Origin of the sequence: Euzebya sp. (assembly GCF_964222135.1) — a bacterium.
GTDB lineage: Bacteria > Actinomycetota > Nitriliruptoria > Euzebyales > Euzebyaceae > Euzebya.
The window spans coordinates 1-17,251 of sequence record NZ_CAXQBR010000061.1 but is presented as its reverse complement, the minus strand read 5'-3'; the positions used below and the strand labels follow the sequence as shown (position 1 = coordinate 17,251).

General features: G+C 73.2%; 16 protein-coding genes. 7 read left to right on the top strand and 9 right to left on the bottom strand.

Going from position 1 to position 17,251, the window contains the following annotated elements; genetic code table 11:
- Positions 1-673: 673 nt before the first annotated feature.
- A complete protein-coding gene (locus tag ACEQ2X_RS12855; protein ID WP_370326212.1) occupies positions 674-1,612 on the bottom strand; it encodes an RNA polymerase sigma factor RpoD/SigA in 939 nt (312 codons plus the stop codon).
- Between the two features lie 431 nt (positions 1,613-2,043).
- On the opposite strand from ACEQ2X_RS12855, the gene ACEQ2X_RS12850 reads away from it, so the two are divergent.
- Genes ACEQ2X_RS12850 through ACEQ2X_RS12840 form a run of 3 tightly spaced genes read left to right on the top strand, consistent with a single transcriptional unit; the run spans position 2,044 to position 4,128 of the window.
- A complete protein-coding gene (locus tag ACEQ2X_RS12850; RefSeq protein WP_370326211.1) occupies positions 2,044-2,724 on the top strand; it encodes a phage holin family protein in 681 nt (226 codons plus the stop codon).
- The gene (locus tag ACEQ2X_RS12845; RefSeq protein WP_370326210.1) at positions 2,721-3,140 is read left to right on the top strand and encodes a DUF4235 domain-containing protein; all 420 of its coding nucleotides are present in this window, start codon (positions 2,721-2,723) and stop codon (positions 3,138-3,140) included. Before ACEQ2X_RS12850 ends, ACEQ2X_RS12845 begins: the two co-directional genes overlap by 4 nt.
- 7 nt (positions 3,141-3,147) lie before the next feature.
- Positions 3,148-4,128, top strand: coding sequence for a ribose-phosphate diphosphokinase (locus ACEQ2X_RS12840; protein WP_370326209.1), 981 nt, complete (start codon positions 3,148-3,150; stop codon positions 4,126-4,128).
- A gap of 54 nt (positions 4,129-4,182) precedes the next feature.
- Here ACEQ2X_RS12840 and ACEQ2X_RS12835 read toward each other — a convergent pair whose 3' ends face one another.
- The 3 genes from ACEQ2X_RS12835 to ACEQ2X_RS12825 form a co-directional block, all read right to left on the bottom strand.
- A complete protein-coding gene (locus ACEQ2X_RS12835) occupies positions 4,183-4,962 on the bottom strand; it encodes a hypothetical protein (RefSeq protein WP_370326208.1) in 780 nt (259 codons plus the stop codon).
- Positions 4,959-7,829: a DEAD/DEAH box helicase gene (locus ACEQ2X_RS12830; protein ID WP_370326207.1), complete on the bottom strand. Its 2,871-nt coding sequence runs from the start codon at positions 7,827-7,829 to the stop codon at positions 4,959-4,961. The genes ACEQ2X_RS12835 and ACEQ2X_RS12830 overlap by 4 nt, the downstream gene beginning before the upstream one ends.
- Positions 7,830-7,909: 80 nt before the next feature.
- Positions 7,910-8,455, bottom strand: coding sequence for a hypothetical protein (locus ACEQ2X_RS12825; protein WP_370326206.1), 546 nt, complete (start codon positions 8,453-8,455; stop codon positions 7,910-7,912).
- Between the two features lie 68 nt (positions 8,456-8,523).
- On the opposite strand from ACEQ2X_RS12825, the gene ACEQ2X_RS12820 reads away from it, so the two are divergent.
- Positions 8,524-9,765 carry a mechanosensitive ion channel family protein gene (locus ACEQ2X_RS12820; protein ID WP_370326205.1) on the top strand — a complete coding sequence of 414 codons (1,242 nt, stop codon included), beginning with the start codon at positions 8,524-8,526 and terminating at the stop codon, positions 9,763-9,765.
- Positions 9,765-10,940 (top strand): mechanosensitive ion channel family protein, encoded by a 1,176-nt coding sequence (locus tag ACEQ2X_RS12815; protein WP_370326204.1) that lies wholly within the window; start codon positions 9,765-9,767, stop codon positions 10,938-10,940. The genes ACEQ2X_RS12820 and ACEQ2X_RS12815 overlap by 1 nt, the downstream gene beginning before the upstream one ends.
- Here the strand turns inward: ACEQ2X_RS12815 and leuD are convergent.
- From leuD to ACEQ2X_RS12790, 5 genes are all read right to left on the bottom strand, one after another.
- Positions 10,937-11,524 (bottom strand): 3-isopropylmalate dehydratase small subunit, encoded by a 588-nt coding sequence (gene leuD, locus ACEQ2X_RS12810; RefSeq protein WP_370326203.1) that lies wholly within the window; start codon positions 11,522-11,524, stop codon positions 10,937-10,939. The genes ACEQ2X_RS12815 and leuD overlap by 4 nt on opposite strands.
- A gap of 43 nt (positions 11,525-11,567) precedes the next feature.
- Entirely contained in the window at positions 11,568-13,016 is a 1,449-nt protein-coding gene (gene leuC, locus ACEQ2X_RS12805) for a 3-isopropylmalate dehydratase large subunit (RefSeq protein WP_370326202.1), read from the bottom strand.
- 46 nt (positions 13,017-13,062) lie between these two features.
- Positions 13,063-13,260: a hypothetical protein gene (locus tag ACEQ2X_RS12800; protein WP_370326201.1), complete on the bottom strand. Its 198-nt coding sequence runs from the start codon at positions 13,258-13,260 to the stop codon at positions 13,063-13,065.
- Between the two features lie 359 nt (positions 13,261-13,619).
- Positions 13,620-14,735, bottom strand: a complete 1,116-nt coding sequence (locus tag ACEQ2X_RS12795) for a glycosyltransferase (protein WP_370326200.1) — start codon at positions 14,733-14,735, stop codon at positions 13,620-13,622.
- 360 nt (positions 14,736-15,095) lie between these two features.
- Complete coding sequence (locus ACEQ2X_RS12790; protein ID WP_370326199.1) at positions 15,096-16,103, bottom strand: potassium channel family protein; 1,008 nt, start codon at positions 16,101-16,103, stop codon at positions 15,096-15,098.
- A gap of 54 nt (positions 16,104-16,157) precedes the next feature.
- Between ACEQ2X_RS12790 and cysC the strand changes: the two genes are divergently transcribed.
- Together cysC and ACEQ2X_RS12780 are read left to right on the top strand one after the other, a co-directional pair.
- The gene (cysC, locus tag ACEQ2X_RS12785; RefSeq protein WP_370326198.1) at positions 16,158-16,814 is read left to right on the top strand and encodes an adenylyl-sulfate kinase; all 657 of its coding nucleotides are present in this window, start codon (positions 16,158-16,160) and stop codon (positions 16,812-16,814) included.
- A gap of 128 nt (positions 16,815-16,942) precedes the next feature.
- Positions 16,943-17,251 (top strand): hypothetical protein (locus ACEQ2X_RS12780; RefSeq protein ID WP_370326197.1); only part of this gene is annotated, 309 nt, incomplete at its 3' end.

Sequence of the window (17,251 nt, the reverse complement as noted above, 5' to 3'; positions counted from 1 at the left end):
ATCTTCGAGACCGCCGGGACCTTCCCCCTCACCCTCACCGTGACCTGGCAGCGCACCACCTCCGCCGGCGCCGACCAGGTCCTGCGCACCGCCACCGCCACCTACCCGGTCCACGGCATCGTCATCGCCCCCACCACCCCTCCGAGCTGAGCTGCCGACCTCCCACGCTCCGCGAGTCGCCCGTGGTGCGATGGCGACCGCCCCGGGTCTGCGGCCGACCCCCGCGAGTCGCCCACGGTGCGACGACGCGGCCGATACCGTACGGACCCGCCCAGGTCGTGCGCCCACGGTGCGATGACGCGGCCGATACCGCGCGGGCGCGTCCCGTCATGCGCCCACGGTGCGATCGCGCGGACGGGCATCGCTCCGACCGGTAGGCCCCGCAGCACGATCGCGCGCAGGATCGCGCCGAACTTCGCCGTCAGGCGAGGTAGGCCCCGATCGCGCCGAACATTCGCCCCGGCGACCGCCCGCCCGACGAGACGAGCACCCAGGATCGCGCCCAACCTCGCCGTCAGCCGAAGTAGGCCCCGATCGCGCCGAACATTCGCCCCGGCGACCGCCCGCCCGACGAGACGAGCACCCAGGATCGCACCGCACCGCGCCGAATCGCCGCACCCCACACGCACGACGCCCCCGGCGTGGTGGCCGGGGGCGTCGAGATCCTGAGCAGCTACGCGGCGGTGTCGCTCAGCGCGCGGCCGCGGGAGGGGTGGCGCAGCTTCGAGAGCGCGCGGGCCTCGAGCTGGCGGATGCGCTCGCGGGTCAGGCCGAAGTAGCGGCCGACGTCGTCCAGCGTGCGGGCCTCGCCGTCCAGCAGGCCGAAGCGGAGCTCGAGGATGATGCGCTCGCGCTCGGGCAGACCGGCGACGACGTCGAGCAGCTCCTGGCGGGCCAGCCCCTTCGCGGCGACCTCCATCGGGTCGTCGGCGTTGCGGTCCTCGATGAAGTCACCGAGCTCGGCGTCCCCGTCCTCGCCGACCGGGGTCTCGAGCGACGTGGGGGTGCGGGCGTAGGTGAGGAGCTCCTCGACGGTCTCGACGTCCTCGCCGAGCTCCTCGGCGAGCTCATCGATCTGCGGCTCGCGGCCCAGGGCCTCGGCCAGGTCGCGCTGCATGCTCAGCGCCCGGCGGACGCGCTCCATCATGTGCACGGGGAGGCGGATGGTGCGGCCCTTGTCCGCGACACCGCGGCCGACGGCCTGGCGGATCCACCACGTGGCGTAGGTCGAGAACTTGTACCCGCGGCGGTAGTCGAACTTCTCGACCGCGCGGAGCAGGCCGAGGTTGCCCTCCTGGATCAGGTCGAGGAGCGGGAGGCCCTGGCCCTGGTAGCGCTTCGCGACGCTGACCACGAGGCGGAGGTTCGCCTGGACCAGGCGCTCCTTCGCCCGGCGGCCGTCGTTGCGGACCCGCTGCAGCTGACGGCGACGCGCGACCGGGACCTTGGTCCCCTCGAGGGTGGCCATGACCCGCTCGGCCTCCAACCCGGCTTCGTACCGCTTCGCCAGGTCGACCTCCTCCTCGGCTGTCAGCAGCGCCGTGCGCGCCATCTCCCGCAGGTACAGCTGCACGTGGTCGTGCAGCGGCATCTCCTCGATGATCTGGGCCACGTTCGGCTCACCACTCCTTGTCGGCGCCGGCGACCAGCGTGCACGGCGACTTGGGTCGATGGATGGGACGGGATGCAGTTCGGGACCGAGCGGGTTGATGCCGGGTCGTGGGGGGTATGGCTACGGCCACGGTAGGTGGCCCTGCCGTCCCCGGCCATGTGAATGTGTCCCTGTGTGGATGTGCATCCTCGTCGGTCACAATGACCTACGCGGTCCGGACGATCAAGCACTTCTTGGCCTGTGGACCTCCACCTCCGCCGACAGCCACCTGCCGATCACGGTCCGTGATCGTCCCTGGTAGTGCGGCGACTGCTGATCCTCTACGGTTCAGGCTGGTTCGCCGCGGCGTGCACCCTGGGTAGGCATGCCCAGCCGGCACACGACTTGTTAGAGAGGGACGACCACTTGTTAGAGAGGGACGACCACACCCGATGAGCACCACCGACCCGACAGGAGAGCGCCCCCCGCCGTTGGCGCGGCTCGTCGGACGACGACCGACCCAGGGCGCGGTGCCCGCCGCGAAGACGGTCATCAGCGACGTCCAGGCGCTCGTCCGCGCCGAGGTGGACCTCGCGAAGGCCGAGCTGGCCGACGGCATCAAGGCGAAGGCCATCGGCAGCGGCCTGTTCATCGCCGTCGCGATCATCGGCTGGCTCGCGGTGCAGGTGCTGCTGGTCTTCATCGGCTTCCTCTTCGCGCTGTTCCTCCCCGGCTGGGCCGCGGTGGGCATGGTGCTGCTGCTCCTGCTGGTCGTCGCCGGCGTGCTCGGGTGGCTCGGGATGAAGAAGATGAAGGTGCCCGCTTCGCTCGACACGACGAAGCAGAGCGTGGCGCAGTCCCAGGAGGCCGCGAAGACCGCGGTCGACCAGGCGAAGGCCAACACCGAGGCCGGGATCGAGCAGGCCAAGCAGGCCGTCGCCGAGTCGGCCCAGGACGTCCGGCAGCGCTTCGAGGAGTGGCGCGGCGCGGCCCCGCCCCCGACCATGGCGCCCCCAGCGGCCACGTCCCCGACCACGGCGCCCCCGACCACCACCCCACCGGCCACCGCCCCGCAGGCAACGACCCCCGCACCCCTGTCCACCCCCGGGACCGCCGAGGAGACCCGCCCATGAGCGCCACGGACGCCGACGGCGCGCTGTCGCGCCAACTCGCCGCGGTCGAGGCCGCCCGCACCAAGCTGGTCAGCGACATCGACACCCTGGACCGCGAGGTCCGATTGGAGGCCCTGTACCGCATGGAGTCGTTCGCATGGAAGGCCGTGGCGGGCATCGCCGCCGCCGTGTCCGGCCTGGCCGCCACCAAGGTCCTCACCCTCGTCTGGGACAAGGTGATCCCCGACACCGACCCGCCCGAGGACCCCACCGACCCCGAGACGTCGACGCGTGACGCGATGGTCTGGACCCTCCTGACCGGCATCGGGGTCTCCACCGCCGCGGTCGTCGCCCAGCGCAGCGCCGCCAAGGGGTGGGCGAAGGCGACGGGTCGGACCCCTCCGCCGTTCGAGAAGAAGCACCGCGCCACGCGCTGACCCGCACGTGCGCGAGATCGTCGTCTTCAGCGGCAGCGCCCACCGGCCGCTGGCCGCCGCCATCTGCGACGGGCTGGGCGTCACCCCGTCCACGGTCGAGATCACCCGGTTCAGCAACGACTGCCTGCAGGTCCAGCTGCAGGCCAACTGCCGACAGCGCGACGTCTACCTCGTCCAGCCGCTGGTCCCGCCGACCCAGGAGCACCTGATGGAGCTCCTCCTCATGGTCGACGCGGCCAAGGGCGCCTCCGCCGCCCAGATCACCGCGGTGATCCCCCACTACGCCTACGCGCGGTCGGACAAGAAGGACGCGTCGCGGATCTCGATCGGCGGGCGGCTGGTCGCCGACCTGCTCGCGACCGCCGGCGTGTCGCGGGTCCTGACGATGACGCTGCACGCCCCGCAGGTCCACGGCTTCTTCTCCGTCCCCGTCGACCACCTGACCGCCCTCGGGGTGCTCGCCGAGCACTTCCGCGACACCGACCTGTCCGACACCGTCGTCGTCTCACCCGACCTCGGCAACGCGAAGGCGGCGACGCAGTTCAGCCGGCTGCTGGGCCTCGGCGTCGCGGCCGGGTCCAAGCGGCGGCTGGCCGACGACCGGGTGGTGATCGACGCGATCGTCGGTGACGTCGAGGGCAAGCACGCGCTGATCCTCGACGACGAGATCGCCACGGGCGGGTCGATCATCGAGCTGCTCGACCGCCTCCGCGACGCGGGGTGTCCGAGCGCGTCGGTCGCCTGCACCCACGGGCTCTTCGTCGGCCGGGCCGTGGAGCGCCTCTCGGGGCACCCGATGATCCGCGAGGTCGTCACGACCGACACGGTGCCGCCGGTCGACTGGCCGGAGCTGCAGGTCATCTCCGTCGCCGGCCTGTTCGCCCAGGCGATCAGCCGGGTGCACGCCGGCGAGTCGGTGTCGAGCCTCTTCGACGGCGTCGACCCCGCCCTCGGCCCACCCCAGCCGCGCCTGCCGTTCCCCGCCTGACCGCGGCGGCCACCCCTCCTCCGGCCACCCCTCCTCCGGCCACCCCTCCTCCGGCTACCCCTCGTCGTCGTCGGGCAGCTCACCCATCAGCGCCTGGCGCGCCGCCTCGGCCGCGTCGGCGACGATCGGACCGATCAGGTCCGCGGGGCTGAGCGCGCCGGCCCAGCCGTCCGGCTCGCAGAGGACCCGCAGGGCGGGGACGCTGAGGCGCGGGGTCTGCACCGGCGGGACGGTGACGGCGTCGAGGGGCACCCGGGAGGTCGACCAGCCGATCACCGACATCTCCGACACCTCCACCCCGTCGGTGGCGTCGTCGCGCTCGCTGCGGCGCCGGCGGGCGATGTCGCGGAGGACGCGCTCCCTGCCCCTCCCCCGGATCTGCAGCAGGGGGAAGGGGCTCGCGTCGAGGCGGACGGCCACGGCCTCCCACACCGCCGCGCCCGCCACCGGGAAGGGGTCCTCGCCGGAGTGGCCGGCTGCGACGGCGATCTCGTCCATCCGCGGGAACAGCCGGACTCCGCGCTCCGCGGCCTCCTCGGCCAGCCCCTCGGGGTGCTGGCTCGCGAGCAGGCGGGCTGAGTAGCGCACCGTCGAGGCGAGCAGGTCGAGGACGACGTCCCACTCGTCGTCGGTCAGGGTCGGGATGCCGAGCTCGCACAGGAACGGGGTCGCGCGGGACCCCTGCACGCGGGCGGTGACCCGGCCGATCCCGAGCTTGACGTCGCTGACCCGCCCCGACCGGTACGTCGCGACGCCCTGGCGGACGCGGCGCTGCAGGTCGTGGTCGTCGCCGCCGAGCACCTCGCGCCACTGCTGGCCCCAGCTCATGCTCATGGCCCGACCCCGACCGGTTCCGCCTCGAGCAGCGGCGCGTCGCTCGACAGCTGCACCAGCTCGAGCAGCGCGGCGTCGTCCAGCTCGGTGATCCACGTCTCGCCGGCGCCGACGACCGCGTCGGCCAGCGCGCGCTTGCGCTCGAGCATCTCCGCGATCCGCTCCTCGAGCGTGCCGGCGGTCACCAGCTTGTGGACCTCGACGGTCCGGTGCTGGCCGATGCGGTGGGCGCGGTCGGTGGCCTGGTCCTCGACCGCGGGGTTCCACCAGCGGTCGTAGTGGACGACGTGGGTGGCGGCGGTCAGGTTCAGGCCGGTGCCGCCGGCCCGCGTCGAGATCACCAGGACCGGCGACCCGCCGCCCTGCTGGAAGTCCTCCACCATCACGTCGCGCTGCTGGACGCTCAGGCCGCCATGGAGGAACGGCACCCGCTGGCCGAGGTCGACGGCCAGCTGCTCGCTGAGCAGGTCGCCCATCCGGGTGAACTGGGTGAAGATCAGCATCGCGTCGCCGGCGTCAGTGACCGCCTCGACGATCTCCCGCAGGGCCGCCATCTTGCCGCTGCGACCCAGGATCGGCCCGTCCTCCTTCAGGTACTGCGCCGGGTGGTTGGTGACCTGCTTGAGGGCGGTCAGCATCGCGAGGATGCGCCCGCGCCGACCCATGCCGTCGGCGTCGGCCAGCGCGGCCAACGCCTCGGCGGTCACCCGCTCGTACAGCGCGGCCTGCTCGGGGGTGAGGCTGCACACGACGGTCCGCTCGATCTTGTCGGGCAGGTCGCGGGCGACCTCGGGGTCGGTCTTGGTGCGCCGCATGATGAAGGGGCTGACGAGGCGGCGGAGGCGGGCGGCCGCGTCGGCGTCGTGGCGGACCTCGACCGGGCCGACGAAGCGGCGGGTGAACGTGCCGCGAGTCCCGAGCAGGCCCCGGTTGGTCGCGTCGATGACGGCCCACAGCTCGGCCAGGCGGTTCTCGAGGGGCGTGCCGGTCAGCGCGAAGGTCACCCGGCCGCGCAGCCGCCGGACGGCCTGGGCGGCGGCGGTGGAGGGGTTCTTGACCTGCTGGGCCTCGTCCAGGGCGATCACGTCCCAGTCGACGGTCTCGAGCAGCTCGACGTCCCGGCGGAGGGTGCCGTAGGAGGTGACGAGGACCCCCTCGAACCCCTCGAGGTCGTCGGGCCGGTCGGTGCCGTGGTGGCGGACCACCGAGAGGTCGGGGGCGAAGCGGCCGATCTCGCGCTCCCAGTTGCCGACCACCGACGTCGGGCAGACCACGATGAACGGGCCCGGGCGGCTGACCAGCAACCCGATCAGCTGGATGGTCTTGCCGAGCCCCATCGCGTCGGCCAGGACCGCCCCCATGCCGAGGTCGGCCATGCCGCGCAGCCACGACACACCGCGCTGCTGGTAGGGCCGCAGCTCCCCGACGAAGCCCGACGGGGTCTCGGCGACGTCCTCGAGGTCCCCGGCGGTCCGCAGGGCGCGGAGGATGTCGCCGAGCCGGTCGTCGACCACGACGCGGCTGGCGGCCGTCCCCTCGCCGAACCACTCGTCGTCGGTGGTGCCGGCCAGGGCAAGCGCGAGCGCCTCGGCCTGCCCGATCGAGCGGGTGGTGCCGCGCGCCTGCAGCGCCGCGCGGGTCTCGTCGTCGATCTTGACCCAGCGGCCGCCGTAGAAGCCGAGGGGGTCGTCGGCGTCGAGGAACGTGCCGATCTCGTCGTCGGAGAGGACCCGGTCGTCGAGGGACACCTCCCAGGTCGCCTGGACGGTGCCGTCCTCGGCGCTGGTCAGGCTGATCTGCGCGGCGATGCCGTCCTCGGCCAGGGTGGCCGGCAGCTGCACCGACACGCCGGCGCCGCTCAGCAGCGGGGCGGCCTCGGCGATGAACTGCCACGCCGCGTCGAGGTCGAGGGTGACCGACGTCGGCTGGTCGTCGGCGAGCGCCGCGTCGAGCGGCGGGAACACCCGTGCGGCGCGGCTGAGCCCGGCGAGCAGCGACTCGATGAGATCGCGGTCCTCGCCGCCCCACACCGCCTCGGCCTCGTGGCGCTCGTCGTCGGCGTCGCGGATCGCGAAGGTCAGGGTCCACCCGCCGTCGGGCGCATCGGGTGCGGACAGCTCGAGGACCAGGGAGGCATCCCCGTCGCCGCGGGACTGCCACCCCTCGCACGCCGCGGCCAGGGCCGGCCCCTCGGCCTTCAGCGGCACGACCGGGTCGGCGGCGTCGCCGAGCGCCTCGGCCCAGCGGGTCGTCCACGGCAGCAGGCGCTCGCGGGGGCGGCCCGACGGGTCGGGGGCGTGGGCGCGGACGGCCGAGTCGGCGACCGCGTCGAGGTAGGCGACCAGGAGCCGTCGCGGCTCCCACGCCGTCGTCTCGCCCCGCGCCTGCGCGGTCGCGCTCGCCGGGGTGGCCTCGACCAGGCGGTCGACGGCGCTCGCGAGCGCGGGGTCGGCGTCGAGGTCGACGCGCCACACGCCGGTGATCAGCTGCTCGCCGTGGTCGTTGACCTGGTCGGGCACGAGGTGGAGGTGCGGCATGACCCGGTGGCTCGCGCCCGCGGTCAGGGCCAGGCGGGTCGCGCGCCCGAACGCCCGGACCGAGTCGGGCATCCGCCGGTCGTGGGCGGCGTCGAGCAGCCCGGGCAATGCGTCGGCGACGCCGACGGTCAGGACCTTCAGCGTCTCCACGACCACCGCGCCGCCGGACGGGACGGCGAGCTGCGCCGTCGCGGGCGTCCAGGTGGTGATCCCGAGCGCCTCGACGAGCGCCTCGCAGCCGGACAGGTCCTCGTCGGAGGTGCAGTAGACGACGAGGCGACCGTCGGCGGGACGGGCGGGGGCGGGGGCGAAGGAGAGTTGTGGGCGCATCTGGTGAGAGGTCGACCGACCACGTTACCCGCCGCTCCGGCGGTGTCGGCCCTCGAGCCCTGCCCCGCTCCCCGCCCGGCCTACTCCTCGCCCTCGAGCTGCTCGATCAGCGCGCGGACGGCGTCGGCGGGGACCTGGTGGCCGTCGCCGGCGGCCAGGACGTCGCGCAGCGCCTGCACCATCGCCCGCCGCTCGACGCTGACGAGCGGCTTGCGCCGCGTCGGGCGGGACTCGACCGGTTCCGGCGCCGGGGGCGGGGCGCCGAACAGGACCTGCTGGGGAGGGGCGGTGCCGGCGGAGCGGGCCTCGAACTCGGTCGGGGTCACGCCGGCCAGGTGGGCGGCCCACCACGTCAGGCCGCGGTCCCAGCGGGCCCCGGCAGGCCGGCGCTCGGGCACCCGACCGTTGAAGGCGACGTCGCACACGACCCTGGCGACCAGGTCCTGCACGAAGGGGTCGGCGGCGTGGTCCGCCTTCAGCTTCTCGAGGGTGTGGCTGTCGCCGTGGGTGCCGTACAGCTGCTCGGCGATCTCGTTCAGCACCGAGCGGGACCGCTGCAGCCACGCCCACGCGTGGGCGGGCACCCGTGCGCGGGCCGGCGGCGGGGTCGGGGAAGGCGATGCCACGCCCCCAGCGTCGCACGACATGTCCCATCGGGCGAGGATCCGCGCCGACGGTCCGTCACCATCGGGGCATGCCCGAGGAGACCGTCGTCGAGCAGGCCGTCGACGTCGCGACCAGCCTCGCCGTGCTCGGCGGGGCGGCCGTGGCGGGCCTGGTGGCCTACCTCGTCATCGTGCGGGTGGGCTTCCGCATCGGCAGGGCCGACCGCTTCGCACGCGAGGCGACCGCCCGCTGCCGGTGGCCCGCCCGGACCCTGGTCGTGCTGCTGAGCCTGCTGGCGGCCATGCCCGCGACCGAGCTGGGCGCGTCCGCGACCGGCCTCGTGACCCACGGGCTGGCGGTGGCGGCGATCCTCGCCGGCGCGTGGACGCTGCTGCGGCTGGCCGTCGCGGTCGAGGTCACGATGCTCGACCGCTTCGACATCGCCGGCCCCGACAACGCGCGCAACCGCGGGCGCCAGACCCAGGTCGTCATCCTCCGCCGCGTCGCCTCGGGGGTGATCGTCACCCTCACCGTCGCCGCGGTCCTCCTGACCTTCGAGTCCGCGCGGACCGTCGGCACGTCGCTGCTGGCCTCGGCCGGCGTCATCGGGCTGGTGGTCGGCATCGCCGCCCAGCCGACGCTGGGCAACCTGGTCGCCGGCATCCAGCTGGCCGTCGCCGAGCCGCTCAGCCTGGACGACGTCGTCGTGGTCGAGGGCGAGTGGGGCAACATCGAGGAGATCACCCTCACCTACGTCGTGGTCCGCACCTGGGACCGACGCCGCCTGGTGCTGCCGACGTCGTACTTCATGAACACGCCGTTCCAGAACTGGACGCGGAACGGGTCGCAGGTGATCGGCTCGATCTTCTGGGAGGTCGACCACCGGGTGCCCCTCGATGAGCTCCGCGAGGAGTTCCACCGCCAGGTCGAGACCCATCCGCTGTGGGACGGCGACGTGGTCGTGCTGCAGGTCACCGAGGCCCGGCCGACGGTGGAGCTGCGCGGGCTCGTGACCGCCCAGACCGCCCCGATGTCCTGGGATCTGCGCTGCGCGATCCGCGAGGGCGTCCTCCGGTGGCTCTGGACGCACCACCCCGAGGCCGTGCCGACCACGCGGCTGCTGGAGGCGCCCGCCCCCGCACCGGGACCCGACGGGCCGCACCCCCCGCCGGCGTCGCGCTACGACGTCCGCAGCCCCGGGCCGGACACCGCCCCCAACCCGGACCCCGACCGGACCGGGCCCTTCGACGTGGTCCCGCCGGTGGACGAGGCCGTCCTCCGCGCCGGGGGCGATGGCGATCTCCCGGCGGCACGTCAGGATCGTGGCTGATGCCCGAGGACACCGTCGTCGAAGCCGCCGTGGACGTGGTGGCCAGCCTCGCCGTCATGGGCGGCGCCGTCGTGCTGGCCGTCCTGCTCAGCGTGATCGCGGGGCGGGTGCTGTTCAGGGTCTCGAAGTCCGACGCGTTCGCGCGTGAGCTCAGCCAGCGGGGCCGCTGGCCCGCCCGGGTCCTGGCCGTGCTGGTGGGTCTGCTGGCGGCGATGCCGGCGACCGAGCTGCCCGAGGCGCTCGCCGGCCGCCTGACCCACATCCTGCTGATCGGCGCGATCGTCGCCGGCGCCTGGACGCTGCTGCGCCTGGCCGTCGCCATCGAGGTGGCGATGCTCGACTACTTCGTGCCGACCGGCACCGAGGAGCAGGCCGAGGAACGGCGCATCAAGGGCCGCCAGACCCAGGTGATCATCCTCCGGCGGGTCGCCTCGGGCGTGATCATCCTGGTCACGATCGGCGCGGTGATGCTGACCTTCGAGTCCGCCCGGACCGTCGGCACGTCGCTGCTGGCCTCCGCCGGCGTCCTCGGGCTGGTGCTCGGCATCGCCGCCCAGCCGACGCTCGGCAACCTGGTCGCCGGCATCCAGCTGGCCGTCGCCGAGCCCCTGTCGATCGACGACGTCGTCACCGTCGAGGGCGAGTGGGGGAACATCGAGGAGATCACCCTCACCTACGTGGTGATCGTCACCTGGGACCGCCGCCGGCTGGTGCTGCCGACCTCCTACTTCGTGAACACGCCGTTCACGAACTGGTCGCGGCGGGACTCCCAGGTCATCGGCTCGGTCGTCTGGCACCTCGACCACCGCACCCCGGTCCCCGCCCTGCGGGCGGCGTTCCACCAGCGCGTCGAGCGGAGCGAGGAGTGGGACGGCGACGTCGCCGCCCTGCAGGTGATCGACACGACGCCGACGACGATCCAGGTGCGGGCGACGGTGACCGCCCAGGACTCGATCCGGGCGTGGAACCTGCGCTGCAAGCTGCGGGAGGAGCTGACGGCCTGGCTGGCCGCGACCCACCCGGAGTCGCTGCCGACGACCCGCCTGGTGGAGGGCGCCCCGTCGCCGACCGAACCGCCCGGCCCGGTCGACCCGACCCTCCCCCTCACCATCCCCGGTCCGGGCTCGGCGTCCCGGCCGGATCCGGTGCGCACCGGCGAGTGGCCCGTCGTCTAGCGCGTCACCGGCATGAAGGAGGGGCGGGTCGCCTCGAAGGCCGCGATGTCGTCCGCCCGCTCGAGCGTCAGGCCGATCTGGTCGAGCCCGTTGACCAGCATGTGCTTGGTGAAGGGGTCGAAGTCGAAGTCCTCGTCGACCTCGCCGGCGCTGACGTTCTGCAGCGGCAGGTCGACGGTGCAGATCGTCTCCGGCTGGTCGGTGGCCAGGTCGACGAGGGCCCGGCAGACCTTCTCGGGCAGCTCGACGCACAGCAGGCCGATCTTCGCGCAGTTGTTGCGGAAGATGTCGGCGAACGACGGGGCGATGATCGCCTCGAAGCCGTACTGCTGGAGGCCCCACGGCGCGTGCTCGCGCGACGACCCGGACCCGAAGTTCGGGCCGGTCACCAGGATGTTGGCGCCGGCGTACCGCGGGTCGTTCAGGACGAAGTCGGGGTCCTGGCGCCAGTCGAAGAAGAGGAACTCGCCGAAGCCGGTCCGCTCGATCCGCTTGAGGAACTGCTTGGGCATGATCTGGTCGGTGTCGACGTCCGCCCGGTTGAGCGGGACCATCTGCCCCTCGACGACGCTGACGGGCTTCATGCCGTTCCCTCCACGAGCTCGCGGACATAGCCCAGCGGGGGCCTCATGCTTCGGCCCCCTGCTGCCCCCCGGCCTGTCCGACGTCCGCGACGAGGTCGCGGACGTCGACGAAGTGCCCGGCGATCGCCGCGGCGGCGGCCATCTCGGGGCTGACCAGGTGGGTGCGGCCGCCCTTGCCCTGCCGGCCCTCGAAGTTCCGGTTGGACGTCGACGCGGCCCGCTCCCCCGGCTCGAGGATGTCGGGGTTCATGCCGAGGCACATCGAGCAGCCGGGTTCGCGCCACTCGAAGCCGGCGTCGGTGAAGACCCGGTCGAGGCCCTCGGACTCCGCCTGCAGCTTCACGGGGTAGCTGCCCGGCACCACCATCGCGCGGACCCCCTCGGCGACGGTCTGCCCGTCGACGATCGCCGCGGCGGCGCGCAGGTCGGTGATCCGCCCGTTGGTGCAGGACCCGATGAAGATCCGGTCGGGGCGGATGTCGGTGATCGCCTCACCGCCCTCGAGCCCCATGTAGTCGAGCGCGCGGCGGGTCTGGTCGGCGTCCTCGGTCTGCTCGGGGTGCGGCACGTGGCCGGTGACGGGGACGCTCATGTCCGGGGTGGTGCCCCAGGTGACGGTCGGGACCAGCTGGGTGGCGTCGAAGCGGATCACGGTGTCGAAGACCGCGCCCTCGTCGGTGACCAGCTCGCGCCAGGACTCGAGCGCGGCGTCCCAGTCCGCGCCCTGCGGCGCCTGCGGGCGGCCCTTCAGGTACGCGAACGTGGTCTCGTCCGGGGCGATCAGGCCGGCGCGGGCCCCGGCCTCGATCGACATGTTGCAGATCGTCATCCGCCCCTCCATCGAGAGGTCGCGGATCGCCTCGCCGCGGTACTCGATGATGTGGCCGATCCCGCCGTCCACGCCGATCTGGCCGATGATCGCGAGGATCAGGTCCTTCGCGGTGGTGCCGGGCGGCAGCGCCCCCTCCACCTCGATCGCCATCATCTTCGGCTTGGCCTGGCTGAGGGTCTGGGTCGCGAGGACGTGCTCGATCTCGCTGGTGCCGATCCCGAACGCCAGCGCACCGAACGCGCCGTGGGTGGCGGTGTGGGAGTCGCCGCAGACGATCGTCGTGCCCGGCTGGGTCACCCCCAGCTCCGGGCCGATCATGTGCACGATCCCCTGCTGGGCCGAGCGCATGTTGAACAGCCGGATCCCGAAGTCGTCGCAGTTGCGCTGCAGGACGTCCATCTGGGTCTTCGACAGCTCGTCGACGACCGGCAGGGACCGGTCGGTCGTCGGGACGGTGTGGTCCATCGTCGCGAGCGTCAGCTCCGGCCGGCGGACCTGACGGCCGGCCAGGCGCAGGCCCTCGAAGGCCTGCGGGGACGTCACCTCGTGGACCAGGTGGAGGTCGATGTACAGCAGGTCGGGGTCATCGGGACCGCCTGCGCCGGGACCGCCGACGACGTGCCGGTCCCAGACCTTCTCCGCCAGCGTGCGCGCGCTCACCTCTGCCAGCTCCTCTTGCTCGGGGAGGGTGAAGGGTAGCCGCCGGTCAGGCGTTCCAGCGCGCGCCGACCGCCATGCGGTCGCCGATCGCGCCGGCCACGCGGACCTCCTCGGTCTTGGTCAGCTCGAAGGTGATGTCGGTCTCGCCGGTGGACTCCTCGATCGCCGCGGCGACGCGGGCGACCAGCTCGGCCTCCTCGGCCGGGGTCTGGTCGGGCGGGACGGTCAGCTTGATGGTCGTCATGGGGGCACCTCGTGGGCTGTGCGGGGCTGTGCTGGTCAGATCGTCCGGGGCGACGCCCACGTGAGCACGGGATGGCGCTGCGCGAGGCGTTCGGCTGTACAGGGTGGCGCATCCTCTGCGTCTCCGCGAAACGGTCGGATGCGATCAGCCCGTCCGCGGCATCAGATGACGAGGAGGAAGCGGCCTACGCGCACCGAGTCGACGTCCAGAAGACGTCCGATGGACTCGTGGCGGATGACCTGCATCTCCTCCGGTGTACGCGTCGGCTCCCACGCCGTCAACCGGACAGCCGACCCCGGGGGCCAGGCCGCGGGCCCCTCCTGGTGATCCGCGGCCTGGCCCTCCCCCCGTCCCCGTGGTCAGCCCGTGAGGTCGATGACCCCCATCGCGAGGCGGTGGTACAGCCGCTCGTGGTGGCTGATCAGCGCGTGCTCGGCCCGCTCGCGGTCGACCTCGGGCACCACCGGCACGTCGCCGACCCGGCGGCCGAGGGCCCGCGCCAGGTCCCCGACGTCGAGCCGCCCGTTCCACACCCCGACGTGGGGGTCCTCGTCGTCGTCGGCCAGCACCGGCTCGTCGCGGCCGATCGCGGTGCCGGTGAGCTGCTCGACCAGGTACCCCGCACGCGTGGTGATCACCGGCGTGCCGACGTCGGCGGCCACCTCGATCAGCGGGTTGTGGCTGCCCCAGCGCAGCGGCAGGACCAGCGCGGCGGCGTCGGCGACGACCCGTTCGAGCCCCTCGGGCGTGATCGCGTCGTAGCCGACGACCACGATGCCGGGGACGTCGTCGACGAGGTCGCGGACGGCCGGCTCGACGCCGGTGTGGACGTGGATGCGCACGTCGAGGGCCGGACGCGCCAGGCGGCACGCCGACACCAGCTCCTCGAGCCCCAGGTCGGGGGTGAGGGACGGGACGTGCACCAGCAGGTGGTCGTGCCCGGCGAGGGCCCGACGCCGGTGCGCCCGCATGCGGCGCCGTCGCGGTCCGGGGACGAGCGGGCCGTGGGGCACGACGCGGGCACGCCGTCCGGTCACCGCGTGGATCGCGGCGGCACACCCCCGGGTGAGGGTCAGCAGCTCGCTGACGTCCTCGGCCACGGCGCGCAGGACGTCGATCACGTCGTGGCTGTCCGGCCGCAGGTGCGGGGGTTGGAGCTGGTGGACGGTCAGCACCGTCGGGGTCCCCACCTCCCGGTGGGCCGCGATGACCTCGGGAAGCCAGTCCACCGGTCCGGAGTCCAGGCCGAGGTGGAGGTGGGCGAGGTCCCAGCGGTCGGCGTCGGCGCGGGCCCGCTCGGGATCGCGGGCGGCTCCGTCGGCGATGACGCACGCGCGCCCGGCGAGCCGGTCTACGTAGGGGTGGCTCGAGGGGTCGCTGAGCACCCGCGGCCCGGTGGCGCGCGGGAGTGCGTAGTGCGCCATCAGGGGCCGGCGGGTCGCCGCCCGCGCCGGCCGGTCGCTCACCGTCGACATCGGTGCACGTCCTCGGGCCGGGCGGAGCGGTCGTCGCAGGGCACGGAGATCACCCCGCAGTCGGGGCATTCGTGGGAGTCGGGGTCGAGGGTGACGGTCACCAGCAGCTGGTCATCCCCCTCTGACGGTGCGTGATCTCTGAGGTGGGTGGTGGACGCAGGCATCGAGGCCGACATCGGCGGGCCTTCCCGTAGCGAGACGGACGTGCGAAAGGCTCAGCGCGGGGTGCGGGCGTTGAGGTGTCCGTGCGCGGGGTGCGGGCGCCGGACGACGTACCTGGTCCCTAGCCCACCACAAATGCGTACAAACCATCAACAACTTGTGAACGGAGGCCCATCCGGCCAGGGCCAACCGGTCCGGTCAGGTCTCGCGGCGGCCCGCTTCCAGCACGTCGTCCCAGCTCCAGCCGTCGTCCTCGACGAAGCCGCGGAGCCGGCGCCGGTGGGTGTCCATCTCGTCGAGCGCTGGCGACTCGCCGAGCTCCGCGGGCTCGTGGTCGACCAGCTGGGACACGACGTCGACGGACGGGGGCGGCGGCACCTCGTCGGCGGGACGCAGGAAGGTGCTCGCGAGCGCCTCCAGCAGGTCGTCGAGCGCCGAGCGGAGGAGGTGGACCCCCAGGTCGCCGTCGGCGTCGGGGTGGACGATCCGCACCGCCGTGACGGTCTCGTCGAGGCGGGCGAGCGACGGCGGCAGGGCCGTCTGGCAGTGGCGGCTGTGGAAGTAGTGGAGGACCGGGTAGCTGTAGTGCTTCTGGGTCAGCTCGCGGACCTCCGAGGCGATGCTCAGCAGGACGTCGCGGTTGGCGGCGAGATCCGGACCGGGCCACAGCCGGGCGGCCATCTCCTTCGGCGTCTCCCCGATCGCGTGCAGCGTCGTCGCCAGCCGGCGCTTGGTCGACACCGCGTCGAGGACGGGGACCAGGTAGGTGATGGAGAGGGTCAGCACGAGGATGCCGCTGGCCGACGCGATGGCCGTCAGGGCCTGCCCGATGCCGGTCCCGGGGACGAACTCGCCGTTGCCGAGGGTCGAGACCACGTAGCCGGTGAAGTACAGGGTCTGGAAGGCGCTCGCAGGCTGGCCGCTGCTGGCCCCCTCGATCCGCCCGAGGCCGAGGAAGAGCAGCCACCATCCGAGGACGAGCAGCACGATCCAGGTGACCAGCAGCCCGATGACCAGGGTGGTCCCGCCGAGCTGGATGAACGCGTGGTTGTCGCCGCCGACCTTCCGCACGCCGTCCCACAGCCGTGACCCGACCCGCCGGGTGAGCCAGCCGCCGGGCAGGCCGCTCGCGATCGCGGTGGGGACGACGTCGACGATCACCGCCCCGAGCACGAGCAGGCCGCCGAGGATCGCCAGGACAGACATGGTCCGCGTCCTGCCCCGTCTCCGCGGGGCTGACGCGGGCTAGCCTTCGCGGGCGTGACCGACGAGCCCTCCCCCGATCCCACCAGCCCCGAGTCCACCAACCCCAAGTCCAGCAACATCGTGCGGGCGACCGGGCACGTGGACGCCGCCTCGCGACGTCGGGCGCTCGGGCACGGGGGGGCGACGGTCTGGCTGACGGGGCTGTCGGGGTCGGGCAAGTCGACGGTGGCCTACGCCGTGGAGCGGACCCTCATCGCCAGGGGTGTCGCCGCGTTCGTCCTGGATGGGGACAACGTGCGCTTCGGCCTGAACGCCGACCTGGGGTTCTCACCGGAGGACCGGACCGAGAACATCCGCCGGATCGGCCACGTGGCCCGGCTGATGGTGGACGCGGGGCTGGTCGTGCTGTGCGCGTTCGTGTCGCCCTACGCCGCCGACCGGCAGGCGGTGCGGGAGCTGCACCCCGACGGGGGGTTCCTCGAGGTGTTCGTCGACACCCCGCTCGAGGTCTGCGAGGCCAGGGACGTGAAGGGCCTGTACGCGAAGGCGCGGGCCGGCGAGATCCCCGACCTGTCGGGCGTCAGCGCGCCGTTCGAGGCCCCCGAGCGACCCGACCTGCGCCTGGACACCTCCGCGGTGTCGGTGGAGGGGTGCGTGACCGAGATCGTGGACGCCTTGGTGGCGCGTGACCTCATCGAGCGACACCCGTAGGCAGTCGTGAGCGCCGATTAGCTCGGTCACGCGGGGTTCAGAGAACTTCGTCACTGTTCGGGTAAAGGTGTCACTCAGCGTGTCGATGGAGTGGGCGGAAGAGTCTCTTCTCACTCCCAGGAGCCGTCATGTCGCGTGGCCGCGTCACCACCCTCATCCTGATCGCCCTCGCCCTCGTCACCGCCGCGTTGCCGGCGAGCGCCGTCGTGGTGCCCGACGACGATCGCGCGGGCGCGCTCGTGCGCGCCTGGTCCGTCGACGACGGGGACGAGGACTCCGGCAAGGGCAAGGGCCAGGGCAACAGCTGCAACGGCAACGGCAACCCCAACTGCAGCGGCAACGGCAACGGCCAGGGCAACGGCAACGGCCAGGGCAACGGCAACGGCCAGGGCAACGGCAACGGCCAGGGCAACGGCAACGGCCAGGGCAACGGCAAC